Consider the following 14,824-nt stretch of genomic DNA (forward strand, 5'->3'; position numbering starts at 1 on the left):
GAGTTCCTTTAATGTGTCTAGCGCCTCTGGAGAGGAGGACACTAGTTCTGAAATCTTTTGCTTTACGAATTCGATAGAGGCGAAATTTGCGGGATTGCTAGCGCTGTAAGGTGTGTAGCCTAAAGCTGCAGCAATCATGGCCTCGTTGATGCCTGTTAAAAAGCTTCCAAAATTTCCTAGATCGTTGGCAAACTGGCTGAGTTTTGAAGGCCGATTTCCGATGGACTCCCAAGCGTGATCGTGATCGGTATTTGCCTTCTCCGCGAGCTTGTTAATGATAGTTGTTGCAAAGTTTGGGTCATCACCAAGAGCAGCCGCAAGCTCCTTCAAGGTGTCAAGAGATCCTGGTGCTGATCCTACCAAGTCGGATATGATTTTATTCAAATCATCTACATTTGCTTTTTTGTTCCAGTACTCTATTTGCGAATCACTTACAAAACGAAAAAGTTCATTTTGGTCAATAATTGATGCAGGGTGAGTGTTGGGATGTATGTATGTGGATGGTGCTTGCAGCGACTCCCATGTTTTTTGCAATATGTATTGCTCCGTGTCGGGGTCAAAAATGCAAATACCCCCCTCGTTTGCAATTATGTAGGTGAGTCCTATTGGCAAAAATTTTTTGCGTCCAACGATTGTGCGGACGATAAAATATCTAAATATTTGCTTGAAATATTCTTTGCCGATGGCGTAATAGGCGACAGTCCCTTCGGTTAGCGTGGCTGCTGTTGATAGCGATAGGTCTTTAACTTGTATTGGAAAGTCAGCTTCTTCCCATTTCTTCAGCTCTCCGTTTTCATCTTTCTTTAGTACGTAAGTTACCAGATTTTCAGCAACAGATACACGCATTAATTCGCGTCTACGAAGCATTGAAATTGCATCTCGTTCTGCAATTGTATCTACTTGCATGTGACCTCCTTTTAGTTTGGAGGTGTCGGCATAAGGAAAATCATCTTCAGTATTGAAAGATTTAATTTCGGATGCAATTAGTGTGCCTTTATTTTGCATTTAAGCGTCTCCTATTGGACGGTAGTTGGAATGGCATTGCCATTTTGAAGGTTATTAATTCGGTAAACGTCGTATGCTTCAATGAAGCCAAAAGTGTTAGTGATTTGTATGGTTTCTTTTGTAAAATCGGTGTTGGTAAGACCTCCAATTATAAACGTTGGTGTCCCAAATGTGGTTGGCCAAGCAAAATAGAAATACCTACCACCTGTACAATCAAAGGTTCGGGTTTGTGATCTTGTAGACGATAGCTCAGAGTTAAGCGCTCTGATTTCATTACTGGTTAGGCCTGTTCTTTCCGACACACCCCAATAACGCCGAGAAAAGAATGCATAGGATAGGCTTTTTGTTTGTTCGCTTTGGGCAAATTCGGCGCCATCGTTTGCCGTAATGGTGTAGGTGGTGTTGGTGGTTACTTCAGTGGGATCAGTAGCCGTTGTTGCTCCTGGATTGCTTTCTAATACCGTAGAGCCTCGTTTCACAGAAAGAGTAGTTAGCGCACGATTGGCGTTAAAGTTGAGAGTAACGTTTAACTTTTGACCTTTCTCGTAGTTACCTGCCGATGGAATAGCAGAAAATGAAAGAGTAAAGGCGGTATAAAGCAGCTCATCAAGCTTGGCTTTGTACTTAGTTTCAAAATCGTGACTTGACAGCCCTTTCCCTGGTATGGGGTCTAACTTGCTCGACCATGCTTGCATTTGCTCTGGAGTAATTTTTGTAGCTCCAGCCTCAATTCCATCCAGCTTGGCTTTGTCGCTTTTACTCATCAATCCATCTAATAGGACAGTAGCGAGAGGTATGAAACGGCTACTAATGTCGACCCATTCGGTACCATTGAAACGATAGATAATGTCGTTATCTCTAACGCTGACAGTCCATCCATCTTTTGGATTTTTGTAGATGGCTATTATGTCTTTAAACGTATCTACAGCGGGTTTCCAGTCTAAGCTTGTAACTACTGAGGCAATCATGTTTTGCACCTCCGACTTGGAGTAGGTATTACCGATAGCTTCTGCAAGTAATTTGATATCGGTAAAATCGTGTTGGTGCTTTGCTAGTGCGTAGTCTAGCGCGTTTAGTGCATCGTCTGGCACCGAAGTAAGAGTGTTGTTTTTTAATTTGTAGCGGTACCAAAGTTGTGATTCAACTATATAAAATATAGCCCCATCGTAAGCTTCTTCGTCTGCATCTATTTTGGTTTGAAACCTAAATCGACCATCCAGCGGAGCTTTCTCCGCTGGTTTCATCTGTCCAGGTACTAGTTCTGATATCATTTAGTACGCCTCTTTTTTGTTGTTCTTGATTTCTTTAGCGTGTATATTACGCCTTTAAGTCGTTTGTTTTCGGCCTCTAGCGCAGTTTGCTTGTCCGATATTTCAATGTACTTTTGGTTCAGCTCTACATATTTATCGGTGAGCTCCTGGTATTGTTTTACAAGTTTGTCTTCTAGGTCATTTTTCTTGTCTTTTCTTGCATAGTAAGTTGCCAGTAAAAACGTTATAATGTTGCTTACAGCGACTAGTAAAGCTGTTAATTTACTATCCATTTACTTCCTCTTCGATGTCAAATTTTTGTGTAAAAACGTTGTAAGTTTTATCTGTTGGGGCGTAGCGATTTTTTTCGCAAATGGCTTTGCCTCCTTCATGTACGTGAATAACAGTTCCGCAATCATACTCAACCATGTTGCCACCTCTCGCCACTTTTCCCGTTGTCGACTGAAAAATTGACACTATAATTGTTTGAGGGTTTTCCTTCTGCAAGCGGTCTAAGTCGAACTGGGTTAATCCTTCCATTTTGGTCCAGGAGTCGAGCGCAACAACGTCAAATATCTTACATATTCGGTTAAGTGAATCAAAGGTTTGTTTTTCGCCAGTTATATTTATTCGCTTAAGGTTGGCGGGTTTCACGTATTGATCGATGTATCGTTGAACAATCAGTGATTCTGGAGACATTTCAGCCGATATAATTGCGCAATTGTATAACTTGGATGCAAAGCTGTTCACAAGTTGGTAAAGTAAGCGGCTCTTTCCAGCTCCTTTGTCACCTCGTAGTGCGATGGTGTACTGATTGCGGTCGAACTCTCCTAGGAACTCTCCCAAATGACCGTTTAGCCGATGAGTTTTAATCTTTTTCCTAGGCTTGTTTAAGCTCGTAAATCCGAACAATGCTTTAGTGTCTAAATCCGTGTTTTTTTGTGATTTTTCTTGTTTAATTTCGCTTTTTTGATGTATACTTGCAGAAAGTAAACCGAGTAGATGTTTAGACTTCGGGGAATCGAACCCTGAGTCACTGAGTATCTTCTCGGTTTTTTCTATTTGTACGGCCATTAAAAGGCCATCTTCTACCCATCTTACAAGCTGCATTATGTTCCTCCCGTGAATACTCGCAATTTCGTTTATTAGCATTCGGTTTATTTTCTTGTCTGGATGGACTGAACAGCAGAGTAAGCCTTCGTGATTTTCCCTCTCAATAATAATATTGAATGCCCCTGTAACTGTTGCAGATTTAAAAAGCATTAGTGGGCTATTGATCCAGGTTGGCAGATGTTTCAAGTGATTGAAATCGAGGTTGTGCTTTTTTATTTTCGAAGCAAGGGTTCCGCTTCGAACTGCAATTAATTCATTGGGAAAATCGTTATCGAGCAGGAATTTTTTTGGGAAAGCAATTTCAATTAGATTTCCCTTGAATGATCCTGCAAAGTATTGTTTGATCGCTGTGTAGAAGTTCGTCTTCTCTCCTGTTCCGAATAGTGAGAGCTGGTCTGATTCTTTAGATTTGAGATTGTGTTTTCCTTTGTTCTCTTCTTGTTTTTCTTCCTCGTTTGGCCGTTGTTTGTTTGACAAATCGGAGGCTTCTTTTTTTGCCCTTTCCTGAAGGGATTTTGGCACCAACTTTTCAAAATCAATATCCTTCATCAGGTATTCAGCGGCATCACAAGCATAGGAGTAAGCCTCAATCATTGCGGTGTCTGGGTCGTTACCTGCCTTTTTTAGCCAGCCTTTTAGGTAGGTTAGGGAATTTTGGCGGTTGTATTCCAAGCCTAATTCACTGCAAATAATCATAGCTCCCATTTCAGCAACCAGCTCTTCGTTGGCGTAGTCAAGTTTGATAGTATTGCCGTTTTTTCCACGTCCGCACCGATTTGGATTCATCGTGCTGTGCGTGATTTCATGGAAAAGAGTAGAGTAGTACCCTTCAATGTTTTTGAATTGACGAATTGGGGCGAGGTGAATGCTATCACCAGTCCAACTTAACCGTGAGTGAGAGTAGTAGGCACGATCTGATTGGTCATAGTGTAGCGTCGGAATTCGCTTAAGGTCGGAAAGACTCTTTATAAAGTTTTCTACATATACGTTTAATTCTAAATCCTTAAATTCAACCTGTTTAAATGATGGTTTTTTTATACCTTCTACAAAATCCACATTGATAACACGATGGAATTTTGGCAGCATGTAGTCTGGTTTCTCCTTTGGAAGCCCATCTTTTGTGATTGGAATATAAGACAGGATCGAGGTTGTTTTTTCCTTATTCAGAATCTTTCCATTTTCCTTTTCTACGTATGCTAAAGTTGCAAAGAATGGAGAAACACCTTTGTTTCGTTCTAGCCCCATAACATTGCCACTCTCTTTAAAAACTCTACCGTGAATGTTTCTGAATCCTGCAATTACATTCCCTTCGTTATCGAAAATCAATCCTGGTCTCCAAGGCTTCTCCCAGCGGCCAAAGAGAAATGTTTTGATATCGTTTAGCAAATCGAGCTTGAATTTCTCCTTGTCGTCCTTCCATCCGTCTAGCCCTACTGGGTCTTGGTCTTTTGAGGCACAAAGTGAACGAATGACAGCCCCTGAGCCCAGTCCAAAATCGTTTTTATGAGCGCCTCTATCTTTTGCGTTTCTCACTGATCGAGTCTTTATTTTTGAAGCTCGTTCTCTCTTGTAGAAAAAGGTGTCGATAAAGTTTAGCATGTTTTTATCTCAATTGCTGGTTGTGTTAGTGATTTTTCGCCTTGTTCAAAAAAGGAGTAGTAGCCGTGTCTGTCCGTATAGATTAGATGATCGACCAGGACAATGTTGAACAAGTCGAGTGCTTGCCTTAGCTTCGCTGTTATTTTTCTATCTGCTTCAGATGGCCGAGCCACCTCGGATGGATGGTTATGCGATACGATTACACCTTCTGACAGAGATTTAAGCGCCTGTGCGGTTATAAGCTTAACATCTACGCTTGTAGAATTTGTGGTGCCGATAGAATGCTTTGAATATCCTATGATTTCACCCGATTTGGACAGAAAAAAAACAATAAAGTACTCTTGCGCTAAATCTTGTGGATAAAGCTTTTTAAGCAGGTCGTAAGTTTGATCTCCATCTTTTAGCTTAAGTTCTTTCACTCCCCTTCCTGTCGTTTTCCGTAGCTTAAACTCGGGTAGCCGCTTAATAGGTGTAATACTACCAAGTGTCACCCCTTCAGGCTTGAAATGGTAGCTTTTCTTTCTTTTTTGCCTAGGCTGCTTTTCTTTTTTCTTTGTCTCTTTTTTGAGAAAGAACTTGTCAATTTTACCAATCATTAACCCCTCGCTTTTTCATCTAATGTATTTTTTATCATTTCGTAGTTGACGAAGTGACGAAGTGATAGCCTTTGCCCTGTACCTGTAATTTGATACCAATCTTTCTGGTATCGCACATATCTCAGGTTATTTATAACAACAATCGCCCCTTCATTAATCTCTGTTACCTCAGGGGTGTTAGGTTGAATTTCTAGCCTCCTAGCAATTTCTAAAGTAATGGCTGCATGCTCTTTACTTTGCCAATTCGCCAATTTTTTAGCAAGCCTAATGAGTTCGACTGAACTCATTAGGTTAACAGATATTTTTTTACCCATTTCTTCTGAATCGATAAAATATAGATTGTCTATTTCTTAGAATTAGAAAAGCTACGATAGCGGATAATGCAATTAGCGCTACTTTTCCAAAACCAATAAAAAAACGCTGCCATTTAGTCAGCTCATTTACTTTTACGGGATAAGGTACAGGATAGGGGACTGGTTCTTTAATAAGTTCCTTCTCTTTTTCAATCCTACGTTTTTCAGTGTTCTTCCCTTTTGCTTTTACGGATAGGTTATTGTTATCAATCGCAAAATCCAACCCAATACCCTTTAGCTGCAGGTCTTTGATTTGTTTCAATCTTACTTGCCCTAAGCTGTCGCATTCGAGTAGCGCTATCAGCGCGGATGAATCTGGTACAGTTTTGACCACCGTATCGTAGATGATCTTGGTCTTTTCGATTTCTGTTTTTAAAACAATCGGAGGTTGGATTGGTAGTTGTGGTGTTGTTTTGCATCCAAGTAGAACCACTGCAAACACACAAAGCAGCAGGTACTTGATTTTGTTTTTAAGATGTTTCATTTCTAAATCTCCTAAAGATTAGGTAAAAGATTATTACTAAAATTATAGCACCGCCAGTTGCGATGTAGGCGATGTTTAAATAAGCTCTTAAGGCAATCAGTCGCTTGTTCCATCCGATGCCAAACCGCGCGTACTTGCTACTTTTGCTTAGGTTGTCGAAGTAGGATTTCCTTTTATCTAAAATTAGTTTAGATACGTAATTCTCATCGAGCGTGTTGATGTAGCAAAACAAGTCCGCATTGTTCTTGAATGTTTTGCCAAACCGTCTTTTTATCTCTGATTTTAGCCAGGTTAATGACAACCCCCCGTTTACATGAAAATCAAATAAGGATAATGCTACTTTTTTACTATTGAGAGAGTTGAACGAAGGTGCTAGAAAGTAGTTTGTGTAGTAAAACTCCTTTACGCTCCCTTCGAGCTCCTCAATTACCTGGTTACGTTTAAGCGGTTTGAATCTATCTACAATTTGCCAGCCTGACCAAGTTGGATTTTTAACCCTCGAAATGCCCCTGTAGGTCTCGCCGCCAGAGTCGTAACGATTGTTTGAATATCCGCCCTCCTGGGATAAGGTGAATGGCAGAATGTAGGACAGAAAGAGGCTTTTGCTAATCATTTAAACTCCTAAGCGGTGACGCTCTTTAGCTCGTCAAGACGCCTAATCCACCCTTTCTTGAATTTTGATTTTGAAGGATCTTTTTTCAAGATTGCTGCAATTCTGCTTTTACGCATGTTGAGTATTGCATCTAGCAGCTGTTTTTCGGGTATTTGATTGATTAATTCGATAGTTTCTCTATCGAATGCGCCTGAGCCATTCGTTTTTAAATTGAAGCTCTGAGAGAGCATTGTTTGCACCTTGCCTGCTGATAATCCACCATGTATGCGCCAGTCAAATAGTGACAATGCTACTTTTATTGAGTTTAGGCTATCGAAATCAGGTAAGGCGAAGTTATATTCCCAATAGTGTTTTGCTACACTATCTTCAAGTTGGGGTAACACTTGTCCCTGTCTGAGCTTAAGCCTATCAATTATTGTCCAGCCCTCCCAGTCGGGGTAACTTTTTCGGGTGATGCCTCTGTAGGTTTCCCCGCCAGAATCACCCTTAACGTTTGCATACCCCTTTTCGACTTTAAGTACAAAGGGGAGTACGCTTTTTTTGAACTGTGAAAAACTTATCATTTAAAGAAGCACGAGCCTTGAATAAAGGCTCGTAGATAATTATGAATTTTTGTTAACAAGCTTGACTAGATAGTCGATCCTGGACATCCAACCTTCTCTAAATTCTTCCTGGCTACTATCCTTCTCGATGATGTTTAGCAGACGTTGGCGGCGAACGGCTAATAGCGCTAGCGCTAAGTCTTTTTCAGGTATTGAATTGACAGCCTTACGGGTTGCGTCACCCCAATCTCCATCAACGTCGAGCGTCCCTCCGAATTTACGATTGATGAGTTTTTGCATGGTGATGGTGGCATAACCTCCATGCACTAAAAAGTCAAATGCGACAAGCGATACTAGCACGCTGTTGATTTCAGCAAGCCCGCCCGCCTCGAAGATTTTTTTATAGTAAAACTCATAGACTAGGTCATTAAGACGCTTGTCTCTAACGATATCACCGCGTCGTAATGGATTTGTCGTTTTAATCTTGTCGATTATTGGCCAACCTGCCCAGGTTGGATGGTTTGTTCGCGAAATACCCCTGTAGGTCTCGCCGCCTTTATCAGCTTTGTTGTTGGCATATCCCCCCTCGAATTTGAGGGTAAAGGGTAGTATAGCCGCATTAAATTGTTCCTGTGTAATCATACTTAACTAAGGGAATCTAAGTAAAATAATGTCTGAGTTGTAACTTTACCAGATAGGTTTGCAATCAACGCAGACTTGTAGATGTTGTAGTAGGCCGCCTTTACATCATCAAATCGTATCCCATTTTTTGCTGCGGCGGCAGCAATTTTTTTTACTTTATCATCATTCTGCTTTGTCTTACTCAAGGCAATTGGACGTAAAGCTTTCGCATAATTTGCAGCCGTCAGCTTTGGTGCCTGTTTAGCAGGCGTATTTAATGGGGACAAAAAGGGGTCGGCCTTTAATAAGGCAGGAGGAGTTACCATTGCTTTAGGTGCAGGTGTAGGAGTAGGTGTAGGAGCAGGTGTAGGTTGTGCAGGTAAATCAATCGGTTCAGTATCTTTTCTTAAAAAGAAAAAAGCGGCTATAACTGCAATGACTACCACTCCAATAATGATAATTTTTTTGTTCATCTTTTCTCTCCTATTGTTTTACACTTCCAGGCTTAATGCCAGTATCTTGCCACCATTTTTTTAACTGATTGGCTCCAAGTTCTTTCTGTAGTCGAACTATAAGATTGTCGTTGTAGGTGTTGTAGTACTCCTGAGCAACGTAATCGAAAGGGACTTGATACTTTTTTATCTGCCAAGCGGCATAGTCTATATTTTTATTACTTGTGCCGTCAGCATTAATAAGCCATTCGTAGCCAGACGGGTTGAAAGCCCCTCTGATATTTGTTGCAATGACCTTTGCTAACCCTCGTTTGCTGTTTTTGTTAGTAACAATAGAGTTATCGTTATTAACTTGCTCCTGCTCTTTACGCTTCTTGTATTCTCTATAACCAAGCCAGGCAGCAACAAGCACTAGTATTACGATAATTGCTTTTTTTGCAAAGTCACCTTCGGTCACTTTTTGCGCGGCAGAAGAAATACCTGCGCTTGCTGCTGCTGCTACAAGAGGGTTCATGTGCAATCTCCTCTCCTAAAATGCTTTTGAGAGCGTCTTAAATATCGGAGACTTAACGATTGATTCAATTCGCCCTCGCAAGTTTCTTGCTTCGATTTTGTCTGACATGCTGGCAATGTATGGCTGATATTCTGCCCCCATTTCATCCAACACGTTTTGAATTCCCGCTTTCATTGTTTCTGCTTCCATCTTGTCGGATGCAAACACTGTTACGTTTACTTCAAATCTTTTCATTTTAACTTTCCTCGACTTCTGAGTCTTCTAATCCTGATAATACTTCGATGGCCTTGCTTACATTTTCCCTGCGTTCTGTTGCTTTGGCAAAAAGGTTATAAAAAGCGGCCTTTCCCTCTTCTTCTAGCCTTGAAAAATAGTTGATGATGTTTACAAGCCTTTTGTCTTGCACCTTGGTCATTTGAGGTTGCGCTGGCGCACTAGCTGCAGGGGCTTCCCCCAAAGCACCACCACCTTTGCCGCCCATTAGCAATGGAGCCACACCTGCTAAACCTTGAGCTAGATCACCCATGAGCGATCCTTTACTACCCGCATGCTCAACCTCTAATTTTCGCAGCTCAGAAAGAGTGTCTTCGTATCGCTTTCTGTAGTCGTCTTTTTCCTTACACTCCTTCTCATAAAGTATTTTGTACATCTCATTAGATGTACTACTAAATTGGTTGGGAATGCCAGATAAGCCTTGCATGGGTTGTTGATACATTGGTGGTTCTGGGGTTGCAGGTATCAAAATGGCCTCACTTTCGATCCTGAGTGGTGCTTTACCCATCAACCGTTTAGGAACTACCCTGATATCACCATTTAAGGTCGCATAGCTTTTTAGCAGAGCGTCTGAAATTTCAGATGTTGATACCTGCTTTCGAAGCAAAGTGCCATCTCGCTTTTCGATGTCGCAATAAGGATACGACTGTAGCACATTTATAGCTGCTGAAATATCCATACTACTTACGTTTTTTACGCCTATTTATCCTTGGTACACCAGGTAAGAGTGCGGTTCTTGCATTCCGTTTAACAAAGCTTTTAGCCCTGCTAAAAAAGCCTCGTTTTTTCCTTTTTGGAGTGGTGGCGGTTGTTGATACTACTGAAGGTTGGCGCGTTGAAATTTTGCGCGTTTTTACTGCTCTTCTTTTGGGTGGTGCGACCTGTAGAGGAGTAATGCTAGCTGCTGCTTGAGGGATTGGCGCACGTCGATTTTTCACCCTCTTTCTAGGTGTTGGTGCCACCTGAAGGGGAGTGATGCTAGCCCTCGCTGCTTGAGGGATTGCCGCACGTCGATTTGTTACAGTTCCCCTTTGTGATGTCGGGCGAGGAGGGGTGATACTAGCAGGAGCAATCGCATTTCTAATCCGTTGTCGACTTGATGCCTGCTTTGCACCAGGTCGGCTGGCATTAGATGGCGCTTGTTTTTTACCTGAATCATTAACATAAATGTTTATGTCTCCAATGTTCATATTTACGTCCTTTAAAAAATTTTAATTTCAAGCAAAAATTTATTTCGAAGAAATTCGTTAGAACCCTGATAGACAAATGTTATATACCCATTTCCTCGACTAATTGCGAACGAATTGTTAGCTAGCAATCCGTTTAAGTAAATCGCGATATCTGCGTTTTGACTGCTTAGTTTTACCTGCCCGTCAAGCATTGTAGCGTTTAAAATAAAAGCGGGGTTTGACCTCATCTTTGTAAAACCTTCGAACGGGGACGTACGAAGGTCGATGTAAGTCTCGGCCACCTTGTCTTTGTATGTTACTACTCCAAAATTCATTTTAGTTGCTTCCCACTGCGTCAGCGAAGATTTTTGATGCTTTTGTTAGGCGGTTGTAAACAATCGATACATAATCGGTTAACGAAGGGTCGCTTTTCTTTGCAAAATCAATATGGAGCTGTACTTTAGAGTTGTAGACGGTATTAGCCCCTGCATCAAAGCTGATTGTTTGTCCTGGCTTTAACCGTATTTTACTATCGCCAAAACTCATTGTTGCGTCGTTGGTGCCTTCGTTGTACAACGTAAAGACTGTTACACTTTCCAGCGAAACGATTGTGTACTTATCAATCATTTCTATGACAGGTTGTACGCGATGCATATTTTACTAAAAAGTTGATTTACTACGTTTTGAATATACAGCGGTTGCGCACACTTGATAGTAAACAACCTCTGCGCCTACAGAATTGGGTTCGGGTGAAAAGGTAAAATTGATCTTGATGTCATTGTCAAAACCTTTGACACCCTCAATGGAGATAAATCGACGTTCGAACTCAACCTCTTTTGAATGTTTAAGCAACTCGAAAGGAGTCTGAGGCATTAACACACGCCCACTCGCTTCAACGACGGAAATCATTGCAGTGCCGTTATATGCAGTCTCATTCGGATAGTACTTAGCCTCATTGTTAACTGTAATTTTTGAGGTTTTTCGTATGATGAAATTAAACCCTAGCACAGTTTCGTAGGCTGCATTTGATCTCAGCGTCAAACTTGATGTTTTTTCACTTTCGTTACTGATCGATACCAACCCCACCTCGGTTTTGGTTTCGAAAATCTTACTTGCATCTATCATATTTCACGGTTAGAAAAAAAGACGATACATGGTAGTATCGTCTTTTCTTTTACTACTTTTTAAACGTCTTTTCTTGGCGCGAACTTTATCCCATAAAGTACGACCTGTACAAAATCATCCTTACCTGCGGTAGGGTCTGATGCGTATTCAGGTGTATTCAGAAACAACTGAAGGTCTTGACCTCCATTTATCTTGATGGTTTTTTCGAGTTCTTTCGCCCATTCACTTGGCACCTTTTGGCACTTCTCGCTTGGTACTACATCCTGAATTCTCATGCGGAAGCATTCGCGACCACGAGTTTTAAGTACTAGCTCAGAATTAAGCAACCAGGCTGGAAAATCAGCTCGAATTTCTTTGTAATCAACAAGAGCAGGAGAGGTGTGAGTTGTGCCGTCAATTGCTTCTGGATCACGACCTACGCCAGTCTCTACTTTACAGGTGTAAGAGCCGTAGCGTACAATAACTGCTCGGATCAACCCTGTGGCATCGGAGGGTACAATCGTGCCTTGAAAATCCGAAATACCAACAAGCTGCTTGGTATTAGCGTTGTTTAGCGGAAATTCTCCACCCCCTGTGGTTGGCATTTTAACGCCGTGAACTAGGCTCAGCTCTTGCAAAAAGTGCGAACTTGGGTCGTAAGTACCCTTGAAGTAGATTTTAAGATTGTTGAGTAAATCTTGTGATGTTTTTCTTCTCATTTAAAAGACTCCTTTAATTATGCATAAGCGGCTTCATCGCTAGCGCCAACGCCCGCGAATGCTGCATATTCTTCTGCACCGTTTAGTTCGTAAAATTGTTGATCGTATGGTGCGCCAATGCCAGCCATAACGGGTAAATCGTAAGGGTAAGCTTCGCCGACGCCGTTGACCATGTAAACCATGCCGTTCTCATCCTGGACAATTGCGCCTACACCGCCTGCACCATCAACACCATTCAAGCCGTCGACACCCGCTAGACCTAGCTCTTTGGCAAAACTTAGCGCCCCATTGGTGACAATGCCGACGCCGACGCCTTTCATTGCTGATGATTTGGAGTTGCTTACAAGCATAAGTCCCAACAAGATGATAAGAGCACGACCTACAGTTGTGTCCAGGAAGGTGATTTTTTTGCGAGCAAAACCCGCGATTACCGCGCCGCCGACTGTTGCGGCGGCTTGTGAGGCTGCATTCCCCATGTTTTTACCGAATTCCATTTTTCATAACTCCTAATTGGATTTTGATTTGTTTTTAAAAAATAAAGCCAAGACGATTGCAACTACCGCAGCAATAACAACATATATGATATATTTCTTCTGCTTGTCATTCTGCTGTTTGCTGTCGTCTTGAACTTCGCTTAGTTGGTTTAGTATAGCCTCATTCCCTGCTGCTGTAGCAGCTGTAGCAGTTGCTGTTTTTGAGCTGGTGAGCGCTATTTGAGACGTCATTTCCTCTAACTTCTCGGATTGATCTTGAACTTTAGCAAGCTGAGCATTTAGCTTGCTGGTGATATCATCCATCTTCGCAACAAACTGCTTCGAAACGGCATCTAAACTCGTAACGACTGCTTTGTTACTTGCCTTTATATCTTTTGATATTGCCGTTTTGGTGGTATTGATGCTCGCGATGGATGCAGAGTTTGATGCTTTTATCTTACTCTCAATTCCGCTAGTGTCCACTTTTTGAGTGATAGCAGGAGCAGGAGATACGCCTGTAGAAGCACCAGGATAAGCCGCATTAAAGGCCTGCTGTACAAATGATCCTTGAGGTAGCGCGTTGTTGATTGCTGATGTTACGGGTGTTGTCGACTCTCCGCCACCCCCACCGCCGCCGCCGCTGGTAAGCGCACTAAGTAGTGTACCTGCACCAGGCGCAACCATGTTAAGGGCTGTACTAGCAATTGGTTTTACAATTTTTCCTGCAAACTTTCCGATTTTCTTGAAAAAAGAGCCAAGACCATCTACAGGCTCAACAAAACGCAAAGACTTATTACCTCTGATGTAATATGCCCCATCCAACCCTTTTAATGCCCAGGTGCCGTAAGTGGGAGAGTAAACAGCATCACTCCAAACTAAATCAGACCGAACCGCTCCTAGGCCGTTTAAATTTCGAACCGCAAAACCTGCCAGACCGTTAGTACCCATCTGCTTATCTTTTTTAAATAGATAAGGTTTTTCAGCATCGAACATCTCTAGTACAGGATCAACGGTGAAGTAGTCTCCTTTTTTATCTAGTGAGCTGGTAGCAGCCTTCGGCACGACAACGTACACATGTTGATAGCCACGATTTTTGGAATACGCGGACATGCGAAGGGAATGCTCAACCCCCAGGTTGCAAAGTAGAGTTGAAATAAAAACAGTATAACAGTCGCAGTCAACGCCGCTATGCCTATCTGCCCACGTGCGGCGGGGCGACCTGATTTGCTCTTCGTGCGGGGCGTCGAGTTTGTACTGTATGTAGTTGTAGCAGAACGACCAAATATTTTGAAGCGTTTGCTCCAGCGTGTCACCTTTGAGAACAAGCGCCAGCCTAGCCGTGTCTTTTTGGTACTTTCTGATGACAGAGGGGAGGTGTTTTTCGAGCGTATCGACGTTTTCCGCATTTGTAGATAAGATTGGGTTGGAATACTCTGGAGCGTCAAAATAGGAGTCAAACTCGCGGCCATCTTTGATTGCCCTTGCTCGACTAGCAACTACACCTACTCCGTTTAAATTTCTTACAACCATTAGAATTTGAACTCCTTTGTGATGAATTGCCCTAAAACTGTAGTTTTAACGACAATAACCGTCTTAGATTGAAATTCCTTGGTAATCACATCAACCATGCTACCCTTACTTGTCAGAACCTTAGAGGTTAAAGATCGGACGAACTTCGAAAGCGTTAGTATGCCTATCGAAATATCAGTAGTAATGGTAGTTGTCTGATTTGCTGAGATAGAAAGTTTTGAAACGGGAGAGGAGGCTAGCAGAGAGCGCGAATTATCATCTTTTATGTAGTAAACCTCAATGCGGTAGTCATCAAGCGAAACGGCTAGCTGTGACGGGTTATTTATGTCGATACCAACCCGACAAACAATACTTGTCAAATTCACGCTGCGAACTTGAAAGGATTTTAAGCCGTATGTCAGGTATCCCATAAAT

21 protein-coding genes are annotated in these 14,824 nt (G+C 42.0%); all 21 read right to left on the reverse strand.

Annotated features, from left to right (window positions below; translation table 11 throughout):
* On the reverse strand, positions 1-1,005 hold a 1,005-nt coding region (locus tag L990_RS20295; protein WP_410488771.1), incomplete at its 3' end, for a hypothetical protein.
* Positions 1,006-1,016: 11 nt separating this feature from the next.
* A complete protein-coding gene (locus L990_RS18645) occupies positions 1,017-2,276 on the reverse strand; it encodes a hypothetical protein (RefSeq protein ID WP_047452520.1) in 1,260 nt (419 codons plus the stop codon).
* Complete coding sequence (locus L990_RS18650) at positions 2,273-2,548, reverse strand: hypothetical protein (protein WP_047452522.1); 276 nt, start codon at positions 2,546-2,548, stop codon at positions 2,273-2,275. The genes L990_RS18645 and L990_RS18650 overlap by 4 nt, the downstream gene beginning before the upstream one ends.
* Entirely contained in the window at positions 2,541-4,901 is a 2,361-nt protein-coding gene (locus tag L990_RS18655; RefSeq protein ID WP_156121698.1) for a zincin-like metallopeptidase domain-containing protein, read from the reverse strand. Before L990_RS18655 ends, L990_RS18650 begins: the two co-directional genes overlap by 8 nt.
* 59 nt (positions 4,902-4,960) lie before the next feature.
* Positions 4,961-5,563, reverse strand: a complete 603-nt coding sequence (locus L990_RS19560) for a JAB domain-containing protein (protein ID WP_052181166.1) — start codon at positions 5,561-5,563, stop codon at positions 4,961-4,963.
* Positions 5,563-5,850 carry a hypothetical protein gene (locus L990_RS18665; RefSeq protein WP_156121700.1) on the reverse strand — a complete coding sequence of 96 codons (288 nt, stop codon included), beginning with the start codon at positions 5,848-5,850 and terminating at the stop codon, positions 5,563-5,565. Before L990_RS18665 ends, L990_RS19560 begins: the two co-directional genes overlap by 1 nt.
* A 19-nt stretch (positions 5,851-5,869) precedes the next feature.
* Positions 5,870-6,400: a hypothetical protein gene (locus L990_RS18670; RefSeq protein ID WP_047452528.1), complete on the reverse strand. Its 531-nt coding sequence runs from the start codon at positions 6,398-6,400 to the stop codon at positions 5,870-5,872.
* Positions 6,387-7,013 carry a glycosyl hydrolase 108 family protein gene (locus tag L990_RS18675; RefSeq protein ID WP_047452530.1) on the reverse strand — a complete coding sequence of 209 codons (627 nt, stop codon included), beginning with the start codon at positions 7,011-7,013 and terminating at the stop codon, positions 6,387-6,389. The genes L990_RS18670 and L990_RS18675 overlap by 14 nt, the downstream gene beginning before the upstream one ends.
* An 8-nt stretch (positions 7,014-7,021) precedes the next feature.
* Positions 7,022-7,576 (reverse strand): glycosyl hydrolase 108 family protein, encoded by a 555-nt coding sequence (locus tag L990_RS18680; protein ID WP_047452532.1) that lies wholly within the window; start codon positions 7,574-7,576, stop codon positions 7,022-7,024.
* Between the two features lie 39 nt (positions 7,577-7,615).
* The gene (locus L990_RS18685) at positions 7,616-8,197 is read right to left on the reverse strand and encodes a glycosyl hydrolase 108 family protein (protein ID WP_047452534.1); all 582 of its coding nucleotides are present in this window, start codon (positions 8,195-8,197) and stop codon (positions 7,616-7,618) included.
* 2 nt (positions 8,198-8,199) lie between these two features.
* Positions 8,200-8,649: a hypothetical protein gene (locus tag L990_RS18690; protein WP_047452536.1), complete on the reverse strand. Its 450-nt coding sequence runs from the start codon at positions 8,647-8,649 to the stop codon at positions 8,200-8,202.
* 10 nt (positions 8,650-8,659) lie between these two features.
* Positions 8,660-9,142, reverse strand: coding sequence for a hypothetical protein (locus tag L990_RS18695; RefSeq protein WP_047452539.1), 483 nt, complete (start codon positions 9,140-9,142; stop codon positions 8,660-8,662).
* A gap of 15 nt (positions 9,143-9,157) precedes the next feature.
* Positions 9,158-9,376 carry a hypothetical protein gene (locus tag L990_RS18700; RefSeq protein ID WP_047452540.1) on the reverse strand — a complete coding sequence of 73 codons (219 nt, stop codon included), beginning with the start codon at positions 9,374-9,376 and terminating at the stop codon, positions 9,158-9,160.
* A gap of 1 nt (position 9,377) precedes the next feature.
* Complete coding sequence (locus L990_RS18705; RefSeq protein WP_047452542.1) at positions 9,378-10,094, reverse strand: hypothetical protein; 717 nt, start codon at positions 10,092-10,094, stop codon at positions 9,378-9,380.
* Position 10,095: 1 nt separating this feature from the next.
* Positions 10,096-10,605, reverse strand: a complete 510-nt coding sequence (locus L990_RS18710; protein ID WP_047452544.1) for a hypothetical protein — start codon at positions 10,603-10,605, stop codon at positions 10,096-10,098.
* A gap of 315 nt (positions 10,606-10,920) precedes the next feature.
* Positions 10,921-11,211 carry a hypothetical protein gene (locus L990_RS18720; RefSeq protein WP_047452548.1) on the reverse strand — a complete coding sequence of 97 codons (291 nt, stop codon included), beginning with the start codon at positions 11,209-11,211 and terminating at the stop codon, positions 10,921-10,923.
* Between the two features lie 33 nt (positions 11,212-11,244).
* Positions 11,245-11,709, reverse strand: a complete 465-nt coding sequence (locus L990_RS18725; RefSeq protein ID WP_047452550.1) for a hypothetical protein — start codon at positions 11,707-11,709, stop codon at positions 11,245-11,247.
* Positions 11,710-11,768: 59 nt separating this feature from the next.
* A complete protein-coding gene (locus tag L990_RS18730; protein ID WP_047452552.1) occupies positions 11,769-12,407 on the reverse strand; it encodes a hypothetical protein in 639 nt (212 codons plus the stop codon).
* Between the two features lie 17 nt (positions 12,408-12,424).
* Complete coding sequence (locus tag L990_RS18735) at positions 12,425-12,901, reverse strand: hypothetical protein (RefSeq protein WP_047452554.1); 477 nt, start codon at positions 12,899-12,901, stop codon at positions 12,425-12,427.
* Positions 12,902-12,913: 12 nt separating this feature from the next.
* Positions 12,914-14,410 carry a hypothetical protein gene (locus tag L990_RS18740; protein WP_047452556.1) on the reverse strand — a complete coding sequence of 499 codons (1,497 nt, stop codon included), beginning with the start codon at positions 14,408-14,410 and terminating at the stop codon, positions 12,914-12,916.
* On the reverse strand, positions 14,410-14,820 hold the full coding sequence (locus L990_RS18745; RefSeq protein ID WP_156121702.1) for a hypothetical protein: 411 nt from the start codon (positions 14,818-14,820) through the stop codon (positions 14,410-14,412). Before L990_RS18745 ends, L990_RS18740 begins: the two co-directional genes overlap by 1 nt.
* Positions 14,821-14,824: the final 4 nt, after the last annotated feature.

The organism is Alistipes sp. ZOR0009 (genome assembly GCF_000798815.1).
Lineage (GTDB): Bacteria > Bacteroidota > Bacteroidia > Bacteroidales > ZOR0009 > Acetobacteroides.

What these genes read in the sequence shown, in the direction of transcription:
- L990_RS18645 (WP_047452520.1), bottom strand. Translation starts at nt 2,276, where the DNA reads ATGATATCAGAACTAGTACCTGGACAGATGAAACCAGCGGAGAAAGCT.
- L990_RS18650 (WP_047452522.1), bottom strand. Translation starts at nt 2,548, where the DNA reads ATGGATAGTAAATTAACAGCTTTACTAGTCGCTGTAAGCAACATTATA.
- L990_RS19560 (WP_052181166.1), bottom strand. Translation starts at nt 5,563, where the DNA reads ATGATTGGTAAAATTGACAAGTTCTTTCTCAAAAAAGAGACAAAGAAA.
- L990_RS18665 (WP_156121700.1), bottom strand. Translation starts at nt 5,850, where the DNA reads ATGAGTTCAGTCGAACTCATTAGGCTTGCTAAAAAATTGGCGAATTGG.
- L990_RS18670 (WP_047452528.1), bottom strand. Translation starts at nt 6,400, where the DNA reads ATGAAACATCTTAAAAACAAAATCAAGTACCTGCTGCTTTGTGTGTTT.
- L990_RS18675 (WP_047452530.1), bottom strand. Translation starts at nt 7,013, where the DNA reads ATGATTAGCAAAAGCCTCTTTCTGTCCTACATTCTGCCATTCACCTTA.
- L990_RS18680 (WP_047452532.1), bottom strand. Translation starts at nt 7,576, where the DNA reads ATGATAAGTTTTTCACAGTTCAAAAAAAGCGTACTCCCCTTTGTACTT.
- L990_RS18685 (WP_047452534.1), bottom strand. Translation starts at nt 8,197, where the DNA reads ATGATTACACAGGAACAATTTAATGCGGCTATACTACCCTTTACCCTC.
- L990_RS18690 (WP_047452536.1), bottom strand. Translation starts at nt 8,649, where the DNA reads ATGAACAAAAAAATTATCATTATTGGAGTGGTAGTCATTGCAGTTATA.
- L990_RS18695 (WP_047452539.1), bottom strand. Translation starts at nt 9,142, where the DNA reads ATGAACCCTCTTGTAGCAGCAGCAGCAAGCGCAGGTATTTCTTCTGCC.
- L990_RS18700 (WP_047452540.1), bottom strand. Translation starts at nt 9,376, where the DNA reads ATGAAAAGATTTGAAGTAAACGTAACAGTGTTTGCATCCGACAAGATG.
- L990_RS18705 (WP_047452542.1), bottom strand. Translation starts at nt 10,094, where the DNA reads ATGGATATTTCAGCAGCTATAAATGTGCTACAGTCGTATCCTTATTGC.
- L990_RS18710 (WP_047452544.1), bottom strand. Translation starts at nt 10,605, where the DNA reads ATGAACATTGGAGACATAAACATTTATGTTAATGATTCAGGTAAAAAA.
- L990_RS18720 (WP_047452548.1), bottom strand. Translation starts at nt 11,211, where the DNA reads ATGATTGATAAGTACACAATCGTTTCGCTGGAAAGTGTAACAGTCTTT.
- L990_RS18725 (WP_047452550.1), bottom strand. Translation starts at nt 11,709, where the DNA reads ATGATAGATGCAAGTAAGATTTTCGAAACCAAAACCGAGGTGGGGTTG.
- L990_RS18730 (WP_047452552.1), bottom strand. Translation starts at nt 12,407, where the DNA reads ATGAGAAGAAAAACATCACAAGATTTACTCAACAATCTTAAAATCTAC.
- L990_RS18735 (WP_047452554.1), bottom strand. Translation starts at nt 12,901, where the DNA reads ATGGAATTCGGTAAAAACATGGGGAATGCAGCCTCACAAGCCGCCGCA.
- L990_RS18740 (WP_047452556.1), bottom strand. Translation starts at nt 14,410, where the DNA reads ATGGTTGTAAGAAATTTAAACGGAGTAGGTGTAGTTGCTAGTCGAGCA.
- L990_RS18745 (WP_156121702.1), bottom strand. Translation starts at nt 14,820, where the DNA reads ATGGGATACCTGACATACGGCTTAAAATCCTTTCAAGTTCGCAGCGTG.